Below are 17,363 nucleotides of genomic sequence, written 5' to 3'. Positions count from 1 at the left end.
ACAGCAAATTTCATGTCATTCAGTTAAGGTAGACATGAGAAGTGTTGAGAGAGGATGGGAAGATGAAACATCCAAAGGTATGGTTCAAGTGGTTTGCAATAGTCATCGTTGTTGGTTTATTAATTTGGTTCAGCCGTTCGTACCTTGATTTTAAAGTAGAAGAGATCAGGGATTGGATATTATCGTTTGGCATACTCGCACCGATTGTTTATATAGTGATTTACACCATTCGTCCTCTTATTTTTTTCCCAGCCTCTGTCTTGTCCATTGCAGGTGGACTAGCATTTGGTTCTTTGTTTGGAACCTTTTATACAGTGATTGGGGCAACAGGAGGAGCAGTGTTATCATTTATTGTAGCAAGAAAGCTAGGTAAATCGATCGCAAATAAAGATTGGCAAGGAAAAGGACGTAAATTACAAGAACAGCTTGAGAAGAACGGATTCTTTTATGTATTATTCTTTCGGTTCGTTCCTCTTTTTAACTTTGACTTAATTAGTTATTCAGCAGGACTATCTAAAATTCGTTTTGCATCATTCTTTTTTGGTACGCTTATTGGTATCATTCCAGGGACATTTGCATACAACTTTTTAGGTAGTAGCCTAGTCTCAGGTGATCCAAAGATTATTGCCATTGCGGTAGGCGTTTTTATTTTACTTTCGGTTATTCCAATACTCATTCGGAATCGAGTAACCAAAAAGGATCCGACGCTTGACGAGAATACGAAATAACAAAAGGAGCAGGTCGTTAACCGACGCTTGCTCCTTTTTTATTATGATTGAATTTCTTTACTTCGAGCTTCATTTATCACTTTCTTTGTACGACGCCGTTCCAGGATAAGGTAGATGATCGTTGATACGAGAACAATACCATGAGTAATACTAAACTCAGTACCATAGTAATCACGATTCCAATAAGAAACAACTCCAGGGATTACGGTATTGTTAATAGGATAGAAGATCGGCACAGCATCACTCACATGTGTTAAAAAGTCCACTAAAACATGTAAAAACCATCCCCATATAAACCCAGACAGAGCGGTCAGCTTAAAACCTCGATGAATGATCATGAGAAGAATAAAGGCAATGAACCAGATCACGATAGAATGACCAAGTTTCCGCAATACATCAACGATAGGATGTTCAAACAAGCCGTGGATAAAATAATGGAGGGACAGTTCTATTTCTGGATTGATGATTTTCTCGATACTTCGTTCAGCTAATAAGTATAAAAACATCACATAATAAATGATGTCAGGTGCAATGCCACCTATAACAAGATACTTAACGGTACGCCTACTTTTTTTCCGAAAGAAAAAATAGCTCCAGAAGGCATGGTGTAATGTATTCATAATGAATTAACCCTCACTTTAAACATAGTATCTCAGGTATACCTTATTGAAATGGATATAAGCTATAAGTATTCTTACTTTCATTCATTCTACCATCAACCTATGTTACTGTCTTTTTAAATTAAATGTACGAGAAGATAGAGAGAAGCGCCGTCTCTGACAGATCGGATAAGTTTTGATAAAGTAAAAGATGGACTATTGAACAAATGGAGGCACACTATGAGCGTATTTGATGAACGAATTAACCGATTTGATACACATTCAGTAAAGTGGGATCACACAGATACCATATTTGAAAAGGAAAACTTGCTGCCAATGTGGGTAGCGGATATGGATTTTCGTGCTCCACAGGCAGTAATTGATGCTCTTACAAAGCGAATTCAGCATGGGATATTTGGTTACTCTATGCCGACAGAAGACACGAAGGGAGCGGTGCAAAGCTGGCTTAGTCGACGTCATAATTGGTCAATTGAACAGGATTGGATCGTTTTCACGCCAGGAGTTGTTCCAGCGCTATCCGCTGCTGTTAACACGTATACGAACAAGGGAGAGAAAGTGGTTATTCAATCGCCTGTCTACTATCCGTTTCGTGATATGGTTGAAAAGAGCGAGCGGGAAGTCGTTGATAATCCTCTCATACAAGAAAATGGCAAGTATGCGATGGACTTTGATGACCTCGAAACAAAGCTTAAAGATCCTGAAGTGACCATGTTACTACTATGTAATCCGCATAACCCTGTAGGAAGAGTGTGGAAGAAAGATGAGCTTAGACAGCTTGCTGAGCTTTGTTTAGCGAACGATGTGCTAGTCGTTTCAGACGATATTCATTTTGATCTTATTTTCAAAGGGTATGAGCACACGCTTCTATCAACTCTTTCAGAGGAGATCGCAGCAAATACGATTACGTGCATCGCACCAAGTAAAACATTTAATCTTGCAGGCATGCAGCTATCGACGATCATTATTCCAGATGAGAAGAAGCGGGAGCAATTTAACGCCTATATGGGGAAATTGGGTCTGTTTGCACCAAGTCCATTTGGTATTATTGCTGTAGAAGCGGCATACACTCATGGCGAGAAATGGCTTGAAGAGTTGATGGAGTACTTACAAGGTAACCTGTCGTATCTTACTCAATTTATTAATGAGCGTCTACCAGAAATAGAAGTGATTGAACCAGAGGGTACTTACCTTGTATGGTTGGATTTCAGTAACCTGTCGATGACACATGAAGAACTTGAACAATTCGTTCAGGAAGAAGCTAAGTTGGCTCTTGATGAAGGTTATATATTTGGGGAAGGTGGAAAAGGCTTTGAGCGCATTAATATTGCCTGTCCACGTTCAGTATTGCAAGAAGGCTTAGAACGTTTGGAGAAAGCCTTGAAATCAAAATAATGATTCAAAAAACGCCCTGGAACATCACGGGCGTTTTTTTGATTTAGAGGGACCGGCTAACCTTAATACAGTTTGTTTACTGGACGTAAAGGAAGTTCAAGAACAGGTGTATAAGTTTTGGAGGCATTCATTGAAAAAATATGAATGGATTGAACCAAAAAGGGCTCGAATTCGTCTAGTGTTTGTTCTGCATCTCGTTTTATCTTATTGAATTGAATGGGATCTATTGGTTCATGTTGCTGAGTAATCGTTAAATGAGGAATAAAATCAGTTACTTCATAATACATTTTTTGTTCTTGTAGTGAAGGCTTAATAGCATCAACTAATAGTAAATGAAGCGAGATGATCTCCTTAGATAATACGCTACTAAACAAAACATTTGAGCCAAATGTAGCTGGGGCACCTAGCTTCAATTCAAAAGCGGGAAAGTTCCGACAAATACGCTCAATTTTTTCAACCCAATCATCGGTTGCTGTTAAACCACTTTGAGCTTTTACTGTGATATGTGGTGGCGAAGGTTCATGATAATCCCATTTCTTTCGAAAGGAATGAATTCTCTCGATAATCTGGTGAGGAGGGAGGACTGCAATAAAAAATGGCATGGAATAATCTCCTTCGTAAGTAGATGAATAGAAGTGCTATACCGATTTAACAAGAATAGATGTACTATGCACTAATTCGCTATCCAATGTTTTACCCCTTTAATAGGATAAGATGATTACGAAAATAAAACAAAAGTACTATTAAAACGCTAAGAAAATTATAAAAAAACTCCCATAATTGAATGAAATATAATAAAATTTTGTTATGATGAAAGAGGTGAAGTGTTTAGGCATTTAACCACAGCATTAGCTGGAAAAGGAAAGCGGGTGATTTGTATGAAAAAAGCAACAAAAGGACTTCTAACCATCCTACTTTTCTCTGTTCTCGCATTTGGATATCTAAAAACAGCTGAAGTTTATATAGACTACAAGAATGATAAATATTCGCATACTGCAAGTGCCACAAGTCTTGAAAGCAGCTTGCATCAAAAGATCGATGAACAGAACATCTATGAAATACAGGTACATAGAAGCGATCAGCAAGAAAGTGAAGTTATCACGTCAAATGAGGATGAATCAACATTAGTTAGTTGGGTTAATAAACTAGATAACAATGATTTAACACAGTTACCGAATCATCGTGTTCAAGTTAAAGATGCTGATTTCATCATTTATTTAAAAACTGGCAAAGAACTTAGAATCAACCTAGATGAAGATACTGTTATTATTTCTAGAAACGATAATGAAAATAAAGAATTTCATTCTTATTTAATTAATAGCTATGATTTAAACGATGATTTAGCGCGTATTTTAAAAATCGGATAAAATTTCAATTCCGTCTCACTATCTTAAGTTTACTTAACGAATGAGACGGAATTCACTATTTTGGATCGACTTCCTATAATATATAATATGTAAACTAAAATAAAAATTCAGCAAAGGAGTACAAATGAACTTTTGTGTACTCCTCTACTTGCTTCATTTGGATTCATATCAATTCATTGAACACTTACTTGCGATCTCGGTTTCGTTTTCGATCATGCAGTTCATCAGCTGTAAATGTTTCCTGAGCAAAAGCTTCATATTTACGTTTTAAATAAAGTGACTTGTCATGATAAATCCAATCGGCGAATTGTTTAATTGATTTCCTGCTAGTAATAAAAACTCGGTAGTGTTTTCCATTTTCACTCATATATGGATCAAATCCATACTGCGTTAGCGTTGTTAGCAAAGTCTCCATATATTTACGTGACCATCGCCGTCAAAATATCCTCTTATAAAATAATGAATATATTGTTCTGATACAATCGGAAACGTGATATTGTAACTTTTCTAAGATGTAATATTAAATAGCGTTCGAAGATCGTTTTTCATAATTTTGCTGTGAAAAAGCAAAGTGTATACCCCGATATTTTTATATAAAGGTTGATTTGAATCGAAAACGTTCTTGATTTCTTCCAGAATAGTTGGATCTTTCTGCGTAAAAGCATTAGGTTGTGATTGAGAGGCAATATATCCATCAGCAATAAAAAATCCAAGTAAATAAGCTATGTCGTTCGTCCAATGCTTAAAATAATCTTCATTAAAGGAGTATTTCCTTTTCCAGCTCCCTCTTGCTCGCTTTTCAACGCCATTAGTGGTCAGTAGCTGCCGAATGTGTCTGTCAGAAACTCCTGCTAATAAGCTTATTTCGCTAGTACTAGAACCGCTCTCTTAGAGAGATATCACTTCATTCATACTGAGTTTCATTTTAGACATTTTATAACCTCCTTTTCATCTATTTTATATTATAAACACAAGATAGAACAAATGTTCGCCACCTCGTAAAATTGGCACTTTTGTATCTAGAACGTCATATTTTACTAAATTCCACTCACTTTTAGTTGATTTTAGTAAAATAGCTCACCTACACAAAATACTAAACAAATTTGACGGAGAACAAATGTTCCGTGGTCGTAAAATTGGCACTTTTTGATCTTATAATCTTCATATTTGTTATGAATTACAGTTCTTTTTCCAAAAAAGGTACTTAGAAAACAAAAAAGTCACTTATCTCTATTAAAATAAGTGACTTCCGCATTTATTAATTTCTATTTCAACACTGCTACATGTTTATGTACCGTCAATTCGTTAATATATTCTAGATCAGGCTCAAATCCTATACCCGGACCTTCAGGGATGTCGATATAACCATTGTTCATTGCTACTTCTGGTTTAATAATATCCCGCTTCCAGTAATGAGCTGATGGAGCTGTATCTCCTGGCAATGTAAATTGACTGAGTGAAGTGATGGCGAGGTTATGGGCTCGGCCAATCCCTGCTTCCAACATCCCGCCACACCACATAGGAATATGATGCTTTGTACATAGGTCATGGATTTTCTTAGATTCAGTTAAGCCTCCAACGCGACCGATTTTAAGGTTAATGATTCGACAACTTCCAAGTTCAATGGCTTTTCTCGCATCTTCATAAGTATGAATGCTTTCATCCAAACAAATAGGTGTATCCAATTGAGCTTGAAGTTTGGCATGATCAATGATGTCGTCGTGAGCAAGAGGCTGTTCAATCATCATTAAATGGAACTGATCTAGCTTCTTAAGGTGTTCAATGTCATCGAGTGTATAAGCGCAGTTCGCATCGGCCATTAACTCGATCGTTGGGAATTTTTTGCGTATCATAGCTAGAATCTCAATATCCCAACCAGGCATGATTTTAATCTTAATGCGTTTGTACCCGCTCTGGAGATATTCATCTATTTGCTTTAAGATGTTTTCATGTGAAGATTGAATTCCTACGCTGACGCCAACTTCTATTTTATTCTTCACCCCGCCAAGTGCTTGAGCTAACGGAAGGTTGTTTTCTTTAGCATAAAGATCCCATATCGCACATTCAATCGCCGCTTTGGCGTTATAATTGCCGCGAATTTTCTTGAAACGTTCTGATACCTCATCAGGGTGAGTGATGTCTTGTTGATGAAGCAGCGGAATTAAATGGTCATTCATCATGTGCCAATTGGTACGAACGGTTTCTTCGTTATAAATTGGTTCCATAATGGCGACCGATTCGCCCCATCCTGATTGGCCAGAATGAGATCTCGCTTCAACTAGTATAATATCTTTGTCTCGCTCGGTTCCAACACTTGTTGTAAAAGGATGAAGTAGGTCCATCTTGATTTGTCTTAAGATAATGCTACTAATTTTCATTGTTTTGATCACCTTTCTCTAAGAGGTATACATAATGATGTGGATACTCTTCACTTTTTAGTAAATCAGTCACTTTCCACCCTCTCTTTAGGTAGTTAGAAAAAACAAGTCCTGTTTGTTCTCTCCAGTCAATAGCTAGTGATAGATCGAACTTTTTGATTTCTTGAAAGTTTCCTGGAACAGGTACAAATATCTTACTAGCATTAAGGGAAAGGTCTAGTTTTTCAGGCTTGCTAAAAAGGTTCTCTCCACCTGGTATAAGAGCATAAGGTATCGTTGGATTCGTTTCAGTACTTCGCTTCATCTCATTCGTATCCCACTCAACTAAAAAGCGATCAGTTGGTATCCCTGCATTGAGATTATCATCCATGAGACCGTAGACATTTGGAAGGTACGTGCTCACGACGGCCCCTAACTTGTGTAAGTTTAGCGTGCCGTTAACCGTCTCTAGCGGATCATACGTCCACGTAATGAAATCGTATCCCATGTTTGACGCTGTTTTTCTTTGTTCGATTTTCAGTCTTTCACCAATTCCTAGTCTTCGATAATCTGGATGAATGCCTAAACTTTGAGAAACAAGATACACTTTCTCACCATTAAATCCTGGAAAGCTATATTGAAAAGCGATAAGTCTGTCTTGATAATAGGCTCCTAATATAAATCCACCGTTTTTGACAACGGCCATACTTTGATTCACTGGTACGGAATCATTAAAGCTCCATACGATTGTTTCTAATCGTCTCACTTCCTCAAGCTCTTCAACCGAATGAAGGGTACGGATCGTTAATGATTTAAGTACGTTTGCTTTCAACTCGTATCCCTTCTTTCTTACCATTCATTTTGATCGGCTTCTAACAACAATTGAGTGAGGATTTTCGTGCCATCGATCAATGCTTCCTTGTTGAATTGCATATCAGGATGATGTAATCCAGGCGTTAAATCACATCCTAGCCCAATCATGGTTGCAGTAAGATGAGGATACTTTAATGAATAGAAATGAAAATCCTCCGCTCCTGGTGATACACACTCATCCACTACATTGTTAGCACCTAAAGAAGAAGCAATTGCCTTTCTAGCGAGGGTAATGGCCAAATCGTTCTTAACAGCGGCTGGAGAATATTCGGCTATTTCAGACGCTATTTCTGTTTCTGTTAGCTCTCCTACTTTAGAAATGATGTATTTCGTTTGGTCGATCAGTTTCTTCATTGTTTCGTTGGACCTTGACCTTAAGTCCAGTGTGAAGCGAGCTTTAGCGGGAATCGAATTAGATGCTTCCCCGCCATGAAGCTCAGTAATCTTCACTGAAAAAGGATCAGGAACATTTAACCGAATACGCTGGATTTCCTGAATTAAAACCGCTGCTGCTTCAAGCGGGTTATTACCTGTCTCAGGTCTAGCCGCGTGTGAAGGCACGCCTTTGATCCAACCTTTTATACTGGTGGTTGAGCCGTGCGAAATAATCGGTGCGGCTTTGCCGTAAGAAATCTCCATCGATGGACGCAAATGAATCCCGGCTAGAAACATAACGTCTTTTAGCACATTCTCTTCTATCATTTTTAGTGCTCCTTCAGCCATTTCTTCCGCAGGTTGAAAGATAAAGCGAATGGTATGCTGCATCGGCTCTTTTATGAGTGATAATGCTGCAAATAGCACCATTGTGCTATGCGCATCATGACCGCAGGAGTGATTGGGCTTAACACCCCCCTCTACCTCTTGAACAAGCGCATCCATATCTGCACGAAGAGCGATCACATTAGCCTTTTTTCCTTTAAACTCTGCAACAAATCCGAAGTGCCCCTGAAAGGTTTGGATGTGATAACCGACTTCCGCTAACTTTTCCTTTAAGTAATGAGCTGTTTTCTCTTCTTGCCAGCTTGGCTCAGCAAGTAGATGTAGCTCATGATATGTTTTTAAAATCTTATCATGGTTTTCTTCTACGAAATTCACATTCGAACTTCCTTTCTTTTAAAAGATAAGGTGAGCGATAGCAACAACGATCGGCAGTGTAATACATGTGCGAATTAAGAAAATGATGATTAAATCGACAATGCTGATAGGAAGTTTAGATCCGAGGAGTAATCCACCCATTTCAGACATGTATATTAATTGTGTTACAGATACACAGGCAATGACGAAGCGGGTTAATTCACTTTCAATGCCACTACCAATCACAGCTGGTAGAAACATATCCGCAAATCCGACAACCATTGTTTGAGCGGCTTCACCAGCTTCTGGCACTTGCATCCATGTTAGGATCGGTTCAAACGGCTTCCCTAGAATCGTAAAGAATGGGGTGAATTCTGCTGTAATCAAAGCAATGGTACCTATAGCCATTACGATTGGTAAAACGCCTAACCACATGTCTAATACGTTCTGTACACCTTCTTTTATTACGCTCATCGGTCCTTTATTCTTTTGGGCTTTTGAAACCGCTTGATGAAAGCCCCATTTAGCGGGTGAAAATTGTTCTGGAATCCCCGTTTCTTTCTTTAATTCTGTATGTTCATATCCTTTATTTGACTTTCGAGACAATGGTGGAATGCGTGGCATGATGAGTGCCGCTACAAGTCCAGCAAAAATGATGGTTGCATAGTAATGTAGAAAATACTGCTCCAAATTCAAATAGGAAATAATGACGATTGTAAATGTAATGGAAACAACTGAAAAAGTGGTCGCAATAACAGCGGCTTCTCTTTTTGTGTAATACCCATCTTCGTATTGCTTTGTTGTGAGAAGAACACCGATTGTTCCGTCTCCTACCCATGATGCAAGACAATCAAGAGATGATCGACCAGGCAATTTGAAGAGCGGTCTCATGATTTTAATAAGCAATGCCCCAAAAAACTCAAGAAGTCCAAAGTTGAGAAGAAGCGGCAACAATAGCCCAGCTAGTAAAAATGTTGAAAATAAGATTGGGATTAAGTCATAAATTAAAAGCCCACCAGTATTTTCAGAGTAAATCATTTCTGGTCCTAGTTGGTATAGCGTCATGACAGCAAATATTGTTCCGAGTAAACGCGCAATTAACCAGAATGGACGAACGTGTAATAACGTATGTAAAGCTGGGTTTCTTGCTAAAAATTGAGGTTTAATCGTTACTGCTACAAATGATCCTACTGTCGCTACCACCATAATAAAAACCGTTATAGCAGGTATGAGTTCGCCGATTGAAGCGTTAATTTGTCCCGCTAGAAACGCCACAGGGATCGTGATACCTCCATCCTGTGTTATCGGCACAATAAATAAGAGGATCCCTATTAACGACGGAATTAAAAAGGTTAAGATATCTTTTGTAGAAAAATGTGAAACCTTAACTGTTTCGTTACGTTTTGATAATTCATTCATTCCCATTCCACCTTTATTCTCAAAGTTTATTCCACAAACCAATTACGCTCACTATAAAGTTGTTCCAACGTTTGTTGGCGAAGACTTATTCGTTCTCGATCTTTGAATTGTACCCCTTGAATGATCACTTCTAGAAGGCTAATGACAGAGGCAATGGAATGGTGTCCTGAGTCCATCTTCTCTTCGGTTGTTAACGTTATTGTAGAAAGCGGACCAATTGGAGATAAGTGCCGATTAGTAATGGATATGACAGGAATTCCTAGCCTTTGAGTAAATGTAGCAAGTTCGATCGCTTCTTTGTGATAACGAGGGAATGAAAGAATAACAACGACTGAATCTTGCGTAAGGTCACAAAGATCTTCAGGAGAAAAAGCCATTGATTCAGATAGAAATACACCTGCTCTGAATTGCTTTAAGTTATAATACAACCAGTACGCCGCTCCGTAGGAACTCCCAAATCCTGCAATGTATACACTTTTTGCCTCAATGAAATGATCGACTACCTTCCAGACCTCTTCTACATCCAATTGTGCTAATAATTGCTTTAGGACAGATGTTTCTTTTTCTATCACCTGTTTGAAAAGAGTCTGCTCTGTTGGTTCTTGTACGTGTGAAGGAAACTCTTCATGATCTTGCTTTTTCTCTAACCACTGACGCCGCACGGATTCTTGCATTTCAGAATATCCTTTAAATCCTAGTGCATAGGCGAATCGAATGACAGTTGTTTCACTTACACCTACTTTCCTCCCCATTTGAAAAGCAGTAAGCAATGCTCCTTCCTCATCATTTTGAGTGATCCATTCTGCAACTTTCTTCTGACCTGGAGAAAGTGATGAATAGTGTTTTTTAACCATTTGATTAATCGATAAATTCTTCATAACTACTCCTTTGATTTTGTGAAGTATATCCTTCTTGTTTGTTATTATAGTGCATTAAATACTTCAGTGCTAGTTTATTTTCGATTATTCTGATTTTAATCACCACCCTATATAAGATTCTGTTTCATTACATCAAAAAAACACTATCGAGTAGTCGACAGTGTTCGTCATAAAATCATGTGAAGAGAAGATCTTTCTTTTATGCTTTGTTTCTCTCCATTACCGCGAAATAGTTATTTTCTGGATCTGCAAAGTTAAAAATTCGTCCTGAAGGCATCGATACGATCTCTCCAACAGTTATTTCCTTGCCTTTAAAATCTTCATATAGCCGATCTATATCGTCAGTGAAAAACATAAGCGATGGTGTTCCGAGATTTAACTCGGGTTCCATCTTGGCAATGAATGCTTTATCATGAAGGACGATACTTGCCGCTCTTTCTTCCATAGTAGGCGCAATCTCCATCCATTTCATTGGACTATCGTTATCTTCTTTCGAAACTAAGTGAAAACCGATTTTTTCCGTCCAAAATGTTAATGCTTCTTCCTGATTGTCCACGTACAGCATGATTTGACCGATTTGATTAATCATTTAAACACTCCTTTTGTTTAAGGGTAATCTCGTACTATTCTATCTATTCTACAAAAGAAGTGACTGACCTTTAGTAATTGATAAAAGAACGGTTTGCTGTCTCTTTAAGTTCTATTCTTCTTAACGTAAAAGGTAAGGGTAATCCCAACTAATTATAGGGGATTCAGCTGATCCGTTCTCTTCATTTAACAGTTTAAGCTGATATAGGTAATTCGTAAGAAAAGCACCCCCAAGTGGGAGTGCTTAAATTAGCGCAAATCGTCTTTTATTGCGTTTGTGAATTGGGCAATGGCATCATTATCAATTCCTTGAGCGGAAGCCATTTGCTTCAAAGATTCTGGATCCTGATGTTGAGAGTGAGATTGATGGGAAGAATTTTGTTGAGAATGATGCTGTTGCATGCCCATAAACCCATCCTGCATCCGACTAGTTAGTGCGTATGCAGCCGCTCCTCCTAATGCACTTAAAGCCATGACGGTAGCGGTTTTCCCTTTCCCTTTTTGATTACGCTTTTTATTGTACACTTCAGGTCACTTCCTTAACTAAAAGTTTAAAGGTGTGTTTCTAATCAATTGTTAGTCACACAGATTAGTTTAAGTCAACTCGGCCTTAATATACTGGTGCGTATTCCCATGTGTAAAAACACCTTATATGTAAAATGATAATGATCAGTTCTATGGAAAACGGCCGATGTTTTAACATCAGTACAAAACGCTAAAGCCGCTCTTTCTGTAAGAGCGGCTGTCATGTGAATTATGGTTTTTCAGGTGGTTCCCCGATCACGCGAACTTCACGTTCAAGATCGACATCAAACTTTTCTTTTACTGTTCGCTGCACATGATGAATCACGTCCAGATAGTCAGTCGCTGTCGCATTATCGATATTTACAATAAAGCCAGCATGCTTTTTGGAGACTTCAGCTCCACCGATTCGTGTACCCTGAAGCTGTGAGTCCTGAATGAGCTTACCAGCAAAAAGGCCAGGAGGTCGTTTAAACACACTGCCACATGAAGGGTATTCTAACGGTTGCTTTGTTTCACGTTTTTCCGTTAAGTCATCCATGATTGCTTTAATATCCTCATACTCTCCAACTTTAAGCTTGAAAGTAGCTTCAAGGACAAGAAGACCATTTTCTTCTACATTACTATGACGGTAAGATAAATCAAGTTCATCAGCTGTCAATTTAACGAGCTTTCCTTCCTTTGTTACAGCAAGAACGCTTTCGAGACAATCCGCGATTTCTCCACCGTATGCTCCTGCGTTCATATAAACAGCTCCGCCGACAGAGCCTGGGATTCCGCATGCGAATTCGAGTCCACTTAGTTTGCTGTCACGAGCAAATTCAGAAGCATCAATAATACGTGCGCCAGCTTGAGCAATAACTTTTTCTTCATCTTTTTGAATGGCTTTTAGTGAAGAAAGATTCAGGACAATTCCTCTAATGCCTCCATCTTGGATAATAACATTAGAGCCTTTTCCTAAAATGGTTAATGGATAATTAGATTGATAGGCGTACTCAACTGCTGCTCGTGCGTCCTCTAACGTGTTAGGAAACACAAGGACATCCGCACATCCACCCATTCTTGTATACGTATGTGCATTTAATGGCTCATTTATCTTCAGTTCCGCACTGGGTAAAATGGAGCGGAGTTCATTTAATACATTTTGATTATTCATAGGCTACCTCGCTTATAAAACAGTTCGTTTTCATTGTGGTTTGAGTTCAATAATGTTTCATGGACATATTCAAACACATTTAAAATAATAACACAACTACTTGATAAATATGATGTTTTTCATAAAAGAAGCCTTTAATTCGAAAAGAATGTTACTTGGAAAGAAACTTATATAGCGGAAAAATCAATCTCAGACATCGTGATTGGAAAAATGCTGTTATCCTATCAAATGCATAAATCATTGTATTCGTTACTCTTCTACAGATACTGTTACTAATCATCGCCAACGTTATCAAAAATAATCAGCTTATAGAAAAAATGTAGTAGATATAATATCCTATGTATGAATGTATTTTAATACTGTAGTACAGGTGTACAGATAGGGTTTTTGGTAAAAAAACAACAACCGGAGAAATTAAGTTCTCCGGTTGTTGTTATAAATTAGGCCTTTGTTCGATAAGCCGTATTGTGATCTTTCAATGTCTCATCCGTTCCAAACAAAAAGTGCTTTTCCATATTTGGAGAATATACCGAGTTTACAGTTGTTCTGCCAACTGTTTCAGCCACCTCTCGCAGCATACTTGGAGAAGCCCCGCAACAGAGTCCGAAGTAATTGACGCCAACCTGCTTTGCTTTCTTAGCCCATTCCGCTAGTTCATAGCGATTGCAATAAAGCGGGTCTAAAGAGGTTGGAAAGGTCGTCTCTGTTGGCAATGTACACGCACAGCCACCGTCTGGTAAGTTAAAGAATGTTGGGTGTTCTTCTGTTGTACGATAAGGGATTGGAAGAGCACCAACATAGCCGTTAACAGACTGTCTAATTTTTTCAATGTAAGGCTGCATTGTGGCAGGCCCTCTAAAACAATTCATGCCAACAACTAGTGCACCTTGCTCTTCTAATAAACGGCAAGCTTCCTCAACCGTATAGCCGTCCCTTAAAATGTTCTCACTCATAAGTCCGAGTGTAATCACAGCTTGAAGACCTTGCTTTTGAATCTCTTCTAGCGCTATTTTGGCTTCTTCATAGAAGTAGAAGGTTTCGCCGTTGATGAAATCAACGCCTTCTTCTTTGCTCCATTTCACCATTTCAGCAAAAATTGACCGAATTTGTTCCTTACTTTCCTCATCTTCAGGATCAAATAAGTTTGTATTTGAAATGTTTCCAGCAACTAGCGCTTCTTCTTCAGGGTGTTCCTTCGCGACTTCTTTAGCCAGGCGGATGGCTTGTCTATTGAGCGGTTCTAACAAATCTTCTTTTCCAATAATCCTCATTTTCTCTCGATGACCATTATACGTAAAAGCAAGTACGACATCTGAACCTGCAAGCATATAATCACGATACGTTTGTTTTAGCGCTTCAGGGTTGTCTAGGGCAACTTCGGGTACGAATGATCCTGCTTGTAAATAACCACGACGCTCTAGTTCAAATAGATAACCTTCCCCGCAAATAACTGGACCATCTTGCAATCGTTCTTCAAGTGTTCTTTTCATGTGTAACAGCTCCTTTTCTGGATAAAATAAAAAACCCTCTTCTTAAACAATAAGAAGAGGGATTGCTAACATAATCCTCCTCTTATCTTCCAGGTGATATCACCTGTAGGATTTGGCACCAGCTTCAACTGAAGTTGAAAGGTTGCCGGGCATCATAGGGCCTATTCCCTCCGCCGCTCTTGATAAGAGTGTTGATTTAATTTTTGAACATGTGTGAAATTATAGACCGGTTAACTGGAAATGTCAATCACTTATCTGATAATTACGAAATGTTAGGATATTCACTTGCTTTTCAAACGATAGATGCGATCTTCACGCCCTATCGGCTCGACTGACATTGATCCAGATGCAACAAATGAATCGAGGTAGGTACAAACAGCATAATAAATTTTTGGTTTCTTTGTGGAGTATCTCTTGTCTTGTACCTTTCCTTCCTTAATCAAAAGCTCACAAATCATTAGGGCGCTTTCCATACCTTGCTGAATATAAGAGTCTACCTCTTCCTGTGTTGTAAATGAAAGGTCCCCTACAAAATAGGTTTCCTTAGGTTTCTCGCTTGTCTTTTCTTGTAAAGGTTCTTGAACATCTTCCGCGAACAAATCAAAAGCGCCTTGTAATTCCTCTTCTGGTTTCGGTTCTTCCTGGTTGCTTTTCGGGTTGACTACTTGTTCTACAGTGTTGCTTCCTCTTTGAAGAGCTTCTTTTTCTTCACGATAAGATCTGATTAAACTGTTTAGCCTTTTTTCTTGTAAATCTAGTAATGGAAGATTTAATGAAAGTAGCTGTTCAATGTCTTGTGGAAGGTTCAATCCTTCAGGAATGTCGTATGTAGGATAGCCGTTCTGTCTTTTCAACAGTAGCTCATCCAACTCATAATCTATTTCCATAAATCCCTTCACAACTTCTCTCACAATGGAAGCGGATAATCCGGTATGCTCTTCGAAATGATTAATCCCGAAACGCCGCGTTTCTCCTGTTTTTGCATGTCGAACAACATACTGATACCGTAAAGAGCGACCGCACTCACATTTTAAATCATCTGAAACGAAGCCCGCATCGATGTAATCTTCTAGTATCCAATCATCAAGCAGCATCCTGATTTCTTCATCCGTTGCCCCACTTGGAATCATCCGCCCTTTACTTCTAGCAATTACATTCGCAAAAGCCGTTTTTTTACCGCGTTTAAGAAAATTCATTACATACGTTTGTTGCTCATTTGTCAGATCTGAAAAAAGCTCATCTCTTTGGGTGCTTGTCAGGCTTTGTGTCATATAAATCCCTTTCTGTACGATAGTAATGCCATTATATCAGTAAATATTCCAATATTGTTTGCATCGGATAAATTCTTAAAATAAGAAACGCCAATTCTGATGAATTGGCGTGAATTCGTTCTTAACGATGGCGGCCGTGCTCGCCCTTATGATTATGATGATGCTTTTCTTTTTTCTGTTTCGTTAAGTCGAGTGTATATTTAGCGAAACCATTTTCTGTTTCATCAACAAAATGAATCGTTTGAATGCTTTCCGCATAGGTTTTGGCTTGTAACGAGGATTCAAAAGTGACGTTCAGTTTCTTCTTATTGACTGTGTGAAATGACCAGTTCTGATCAGCTGTTGGATTAATTGTCTTGTTTTCAAGAATATAGTCAATTAAAATTTGTCTATTTTCATCAGGTGAATCAATGACAATATTCGAACCGTCTAAGTGCGGGAAATGCCCACCGCCTGTTGCTCTGTAATTATTTGTAGCGACGATAAAGAACATATCTTTCGTTACCTTTTCTCCGTTGTATTTTAGCGATTTAATTCGATTCGCATCAGCATTTACTACACTCCCACTCATATCATATTTCGCCGGTTCAGTAACATCGATTTGATAGGTAACGCCATCAATCACATCGTAGTTATAAGAAGGGAAATCAGGATTAATTAAAGGCTGTTCCTGTTTATCTTTTTTGTTGATCACATTAAATTGGCCTGCTGACATTTCAAGCCAATCCTTCAGTTCGTCACCATTTAACAGCACCGCTTTCAGTGTATTGGGATAAACGTAAAGATCAGCTGTGTTTTTAATCGCAATGTCCCCAGCAGGAATATCTGTATAGTAGGACGAACCCCCTCGACCGCCCGCTTTAAATGGAGCGCCTGCGGATAGAATTGGAATACCTTCATATTCGGTACCCTGAATATTCATATGTATTCCCCCTTAAGTATTGAAGCATTTTACCCAATGTTAGTTTACCTATAATTGTTAATAAATGTTTGGAATTCAAATAAAAATTTTGAAAATAGTAGAAAATGCTTCAGGAGACACGGGTGAATGGACCTAATTAAACATTTTTTCAAGTTTAATCAACTTAATTCGTAAAACTTGGACATCCGTTTATACATGTACATATCCTGGGACATACATTGAGGATGTAAAGAAAAAATAAAAGTCTTCAGGAGGAAATATTTTATGTGTAATTCAAACTCAGCTTCATCGTTTTGCTGTCCTGCCCCTTGTTCCACTCCGAACTTCTTTGGTAACAACCCAACGTTAATGGCTATTAAAAGATGTCTTCCAATTCGTACTATATGTCAAGATGAGGCAGCACCAGTTCCAGTTGACCTGCTAGTTGCTCCAGTAGGTACTCCAGCACCTTCACTAGCTAGTGGGTTTTTATCAATTATTAACACTAGTTCAGTAGCAAATGATTGTGTTATGACTCTTATTGTAACGGACGATACTGGCGCTGCAACGGAGTATACGATTGATGCACAATCTTCTTTAGTATTAGAACTAACGAACGTAACGTTGGTTCAAATTCAGTGTACTTCTGCTGCACCTCCAACTCCAGATGTTTTCTGTACAGCTACAGTTGAAATGGATCTTCAATATACGGCAGGACTATAATATA

The 17,363-nt window shown here is 38.5% G+C and carries 18 protein-coding genes, 1 pseudogene and 1 riboswitch; of the genes and pseudogenes, 4 read left to right on the top strand and 15 right to left on the bottom strand.

Features of this window, described 5'->3' with window-relative positions:
* The first annotated feature begins 62 nt into the window (after positions 1 to 62).
* Positions 63 to 728, top strand: coding sequence for a TVP38/TMEM64 family protein (locus AC0VYH_RS12025; RefSeq protein WP_475365272.1), 666 nt, complete (start codon positions 63 to 65; stop codon positions 726 to 728).
* A 41-nt stretch (positions 729 to 769) separates the two neighbouring features.
* Here the strand turns inward: AC0VYH_RS12025 and AC0VYH_RS12020 are convergent, their stop codons facing one another.
* Positions 770 to 1,348 (bottom strand): hypothetical protein, encoded by a 579-nt coding sequence (locus tag AC0VYH_RS12020; RefSeq protein ID WP_475365271.1) that lies wholly within the window; start codon positions 1,346 to 1,348, stop codon positions 770 to 772.
* A 219-nt stretch (positions 1,349 to 1,567) separates the two neighbouring features.
* Between AC0VYH_RS12020 and AC0VYH_RS12015 the strand changes: the two genes are divergently transcribed.
* On the top strand, positions 1,568 to 2,740 hold the full coding sequence (locus tag AC0VYH_RS12015; protein ID WP_194221766.1) for a MalY/PatB family protein: 1,173 nt from the start codon (positions 1,568 to 1,570) through the stop codon (positions 2,738 to 2,740).
* 62 nt (positions 2,741 to 2,802) lie between these two features.
* Here the strand turns inward: AC0VYH_RS12015 and AC0VYH_RS12010 are convergent, their stop codons facing one another.
* Positions 2,803 to 3,342 carry a 2'-5' RNA ligase family protein gene (locus tag AC0VYH_RS12010; RefSeq protein ID WP_194221765.1) on the bottom strand — a complete coding sequence of 180 codons (540 nt, stop codon included), beginning with the start codon at positions 3,340 to 3,342 and terminating at the stop codon, positions 2,803 to 2,805.
* A gap of 222 nt (positions 3,343 to 3,564) precedes the next feature.
* On the opposite strand from AC0VYH_RS12010, the gene AC0VYH_RS12005 reads away from it, so the two are divergent.
* Positions 3,565 to 4,107 (top strand): hypothetical protein, encoded by a 543-nt coding sequence (locus AC0VYH_RS12005; RefSeq protein ID WP_475365270.1) that lies wholly within the window; start codon positions 3,565 to 3,567, stop codon positions 4,105 to 4,107.
* Between the two features lie 184 nt (positions 4,108 to 4,291).
* Here the strand turns inward: AC0VYH_RS12005 and AC0VYH_RS12000 are convergent, their stop codons facing one another.
* The 13 genes and pseudogenes from AC0VYH_RS12000 to AC0VYH_RS11940 form a co-directional block, all read right to left on the bottom strand.
* A complete protein-coding gene (locus AC0VYH_RS12000; RefSeq protein ID WP_475365269.1) occupies positions 4,292 to 4,522 on the bottom strand; it encodes a hypothetical protein in 231 nt (76 codons plus the stop codon).
* Between the two features lie 92 nt (positions 4,523 to 4,614).
* Positions 4,615 to 4,794 carry a hypothetical protein gene (locus tag AC0VYH_RS11995; protein WP_475367484.1) on the bottom strand — a complete coding sequence of 60 codons (180 nt, stop codon included), beginning with the start codon at positions 4,792 to 4,794 and terminating at the stop codon, positions 4,615 to 4,617.
* A gap of 578 nt (positions 4,795 to 5,372) precedes the next feature.
* The gene (gene menC / locus AC0VYH_RS11990; protein ID WP_475365268.1) at positions 5,373 to 6,485 is read right to left on the bottom strand and encodes an o-succinylbenzoate synthase; all 1,113 of its coding nucleotides are present in this window, start codon (positions 6,483 to 6,485) and stop codon (positions 5,373 to 5,375) included.
* Positions 6,475 to 7,296, bottom strand: coding sequence for a GNAT family N-acetyltransferase (locus AC0VYH_RS11985; RefSeq protein WP_475372571.1), 822 nt, complete (start codon positions 7,294 to 7,296; stop codon positions 6,475 to 6,477). Before AC0VYH_RS11985 ends, menC begins: the two co-directional genes overlap by 11 nt.
* Before the next feature lie 17 nt (positions 7,297 to 7,313).
* On the bottom strand, positions 7,314 to 8,432 hold the full coding sequence (locus AC0VYH_RS11980; RefSeq protein ID WP_475365266.1) for an amidohydrolase: 1,119 nt from the start codon (positions 8,430 to 8,432) through the stop codon (positions 7,314 to 7,316).
* An 18-nt stretch (positions 8,433 to 8,450) separates the two neighbouring features.
* Entirely contained in the window at positions 8,451 to 9,830 is a 1,380-nt protein-coding gene (locus tag AC0VYH_RS11975; RefSeq protein WP_475365265.1) for a YjiH family protein, read from the bottom strand.
* 26 nt (positions 9,831 to 9,856) lie between these two features.
* Entirely contained in the window at positions 9,857 to 10,708 is an 852-nt protein-coding gene (locus AC0VYH_RS11970; RefSeq protein WP_475372570.1) for a MurR/RpiR family transcriptional regulator, read from the bottom strand.
* A 199-nt stretch (positions 10,709 to 10,907) separates the two neighbouring features.
* On the bottom strand, positions 10,908 to 11,297 hold the full coding sequence (locus AC0VYH_RS11965) for a VOC family protein (RefSeq protein ID WP_475372569.1): 390 nt from the start codon (positions 11,295 to 11,297) through the stop codon (positions 10,908 to 10,910).
* A 248-nt stretch (positions 11,298 to 11,545) separates the two neighbouring features.
* Positions 11,546 to 11,821, bottom strand: a complete 276-nt coding sequence (locus tag AC0VYH_RS11960; protein WP_475372568.1) for a hypothetical protein — start codon at positions 11,819 to 11,821, stop codon at positions 11,546 to 11,548.
* 229 nt (positions 11,822 to 12,050) lie between these two features.
* Positions 12,051 to 12,974: a UDP-N-acetylmuramate dehydrogenase gene (gene murB / locus AC0VYH_RS11955; RefSeq protein WP_475372567.1), complete on the bottom strand. Its 924-nt coding sequence runs from the start codon at positions 12,972 to 12,974 to the stop codon at positions 12,051 to 12,053.
* A 440-nt stretch (positions 12,975 to 13,414) separates the two neighbouring features.
* On the bottom strand, positions 13,415 to 14,464 hold the full coding sequence (locus tag AC0VYH_RS11950) for a homocysteine S-methyltransferase family protein (RefSeq protein WP_475372566.1): 1,050 nt from the start codon (positions 14,462 to 14,464) through the stop codon (positions 13,415 to 13,417).
* A gap of 79 nt (positions 14,465 to 14,543) precedes the next feature.
* Positions 14,544 to 14,653: riboswitch (SAM riboswitch) on the bottom strand.
* Between the two features lie 92 nt (positions 14,654 to 14,745).
* Positions 14,746 to 15,735: a DUF3895 domain-containing protein gene (locus tag AC0VYH_RS11945; RefSeq protein WP_475372565.1), complete on the bottom strand. Its 990-nt coding sequence runs from the start codon at positions 15,733 to 15,735 to the stop codon at positions 14,746 to 14,748.
* Between the two features lie 121 nt (positions 15,736 to 15,856).
* Positions 15,857 to 16,663: pseudogene (locus tag AC0VYH_RS11940) on the bottom strand (5'-nucleotidase C-terminal domain-containing protein); the annotation flags it as partial.
* 258 nt (positions 16,664 to 16,921) lie between these two features.
* Between AC0VYH_RS11940 and AC0VYH_RS11935 the strand changes: the two are divergent.
* On the top strand, positions 16,922 to 17,359 hold the full coding sequence (locus AC0VYH_RS11935; protein WP_475372564.1) for a hypothetical protein: 438 nt from the start codon (positions 16,922 to 16,924) through the stop codon (positions 17,357 to 17,359).
* The last annotated feature ends 4 nt before the right edge of the window (positions 17,360 to 17,363 follow it).

The organism is Anaerobacillus sp. QJM3NY_32, assembly GCF_056173645.1.
The sequence above is the reverse complement of the archived record's forward strand: the minus strand, read 5'-3'. Positions and strand labels throughout refer to the sequence as shown.